Here is a 1,654-nt window from a genome sequence, read left to right as displayed (position 1 = left end):
TGCCCGCGTCGGGCGTACTGACGTGCTCCCTGGCCTAAAGTCCAGGGATTCCGGCCTGGGTCGGCTGACCCTTCCGGGGGCTTCCTGCTTCACCGCGCTGGGCCGGGACTTTCGTCCTGGTCTTACCGGCGCTCCACGAGGCGTTTTGCGTCTCCACCCGTCCGGCGGCGACGATTCGGCGTCCTTCGAAGAGGACGTTACGTGCTGCGTTGTGGTCGCGGTCGTGTACGGTGCCGCATTCGCCGCACGTCCACTCGCGGACGTGCAGGGGCTTGGGGCCGTCCCGGAATCCGCAGGCCGAGCAGACCTGCGAGGACGGGAAAGCGCGGTCCACCTTGGCGAAGGTGCGGCCGTGCAGAGCCGCCTTGTACTCCAGCATGCCGACGAACGCGGACCATCCCGCGTCGTGCACGGACTTGGCGAGCCGGGTGCGCCCGAGGCCGGACACCGCGAGGTCTTCCACGTACACCGCTTGGTTGTCGCGAATGATCTGTGTGGAAGCCTTGTGGTGCCAGTCCCGGCGCCGGTCCGCCACCTTGGCGTGCTGGCGTGCGACCTTGATGCGGGCCTTGGCCCGGTTCTTCGATCCCTTGGCCTTGCGGGACAGTTCCCGCTGAAGGCGCTTGAGTTTCTTCTCGGCCCGGCGCAGGAAGCGGGGGCTGTCGATCTTGCTGCCGTCGGAGAGGACGGCGAAGGCGGACAGGCCGAGGTCGATACCGACGTCGACGTCCAGGCCGGGGAGGATGTCCGGCTCGGTGTCAACGACGAAGCTGAGGAAGTACCGGCCGCAGCTGTCTTTGGTGACAGTCAGGGACGTGGGTGCGGCCGGAAGCCGGCGGGAGCACTTGACCTTGAGGCTGCCGGCCTTGGCCACGTACACCGCGCCGTCGTCCCGGAGGGAGAAGGCGTTGGTATTGAAGCGGATCGACTGCCGGGTGTCCTTCTTCGATTTGTAGCGGGGAGGGCCGACCTTGCGGCCCTGCCGCTTGCCCTTGACTGAGTCGAAGAAATTCTTATAGGCGGTGTCGAGGTCCCGAAGGGACTGTTGCAGGACGACGGCTGATACGTCGGCGAGCCAGGCGCGTTCCTCGGTGTGTTTGGCCTGGGTGATGCGAAGCCGGGACAGGTCTGCCGACTTTACGTACGGCAGCCCTGCCGCGTGCGCTTCTTTGCGGTCGCGCAGGCAGTCGTTCCACACCACGCGGGCGCAGCCGAACGCACTTGCCAGCGCGCGGCGCTGGGAGGCGTCCGGGTAGGCCCGGTAGTTGTAGCGGAGCTGCACACCCAAGATCCTACTACGATTGGTCTTATGGATGGGCAGAACGATTACAGGCGTGGCAGACACGTTGTTTCGGCGATGCATGTGCACTTGGTCTTTGTGACGAAGTACCGGCGCGGGGTGTTCAACGACGAGATGCTGACACGCTGCGAAGAGATCATGCGCAAGGTGTGCGAGGACTTCGAAGCGGAACTGAAGGAGTTCAACGGCGAACGCGATCACGTCCACCTCCTGGTGCACTACCCGCCCAAGGTCGCCGTCTCGAAGCTGGTCAACAGCCTCAAGGGTGTATCCGCCCGCCGGATACGGCAGGAGTTCACCGGCCGGATAAACCGCGCCACCATGCACGGACACCTGTGGTCGCCCTCGTATTTC

At 65.2% G+C, this 1,654-nt stretch carries 2 protein-coding genes; one reads left to right on the top strand and one right to left on the bottom strand.

What is annotated here, in order from left to right; genetic code table 11:
- Positions 1-34: 34 nt before the first annotated feature.
- Complete coding sequence (locus BZY54_RS45215) at positions 35-1,282, bottom strand: RNA-guided endonuclease InsQ/TnpB family protein (protein WP_086731172.1); 1,248 nt, start codon at positions 1,280-1,282, stop codon at positions 35-37.
- Positions 1,283-1,309: 27 nt separating this feature from the next.
- On the opposite strand from BZY54_RS45215, the gene tnpA reads away from it, so the two are divergent.
- Positions 1,310-1,654, top strand: a 345-nt coding sequence (gene tnpA / locus BZY54_RS45210; protein ID WP_086731173.1) for an IS200/IS605 family transposase, incomplete at its 3' end; no start/stop codon positions are given.

The organism is Streptomyces carpinensis (assembly GCF_002154505.1).
In the GTDB taxonomy this organism is placed as follows: Bacteria; Actinomycetota; Actinomycetes; order Streptomycetales; family Streptomycetaceae; genus Streptomyces; species Streptomyces carpinensis.
The sequence above is the reverse complement of the archived record's forward strand: the minus strand, read 5'-3'. Positions and strand labels throughout refer to the sequence as shown.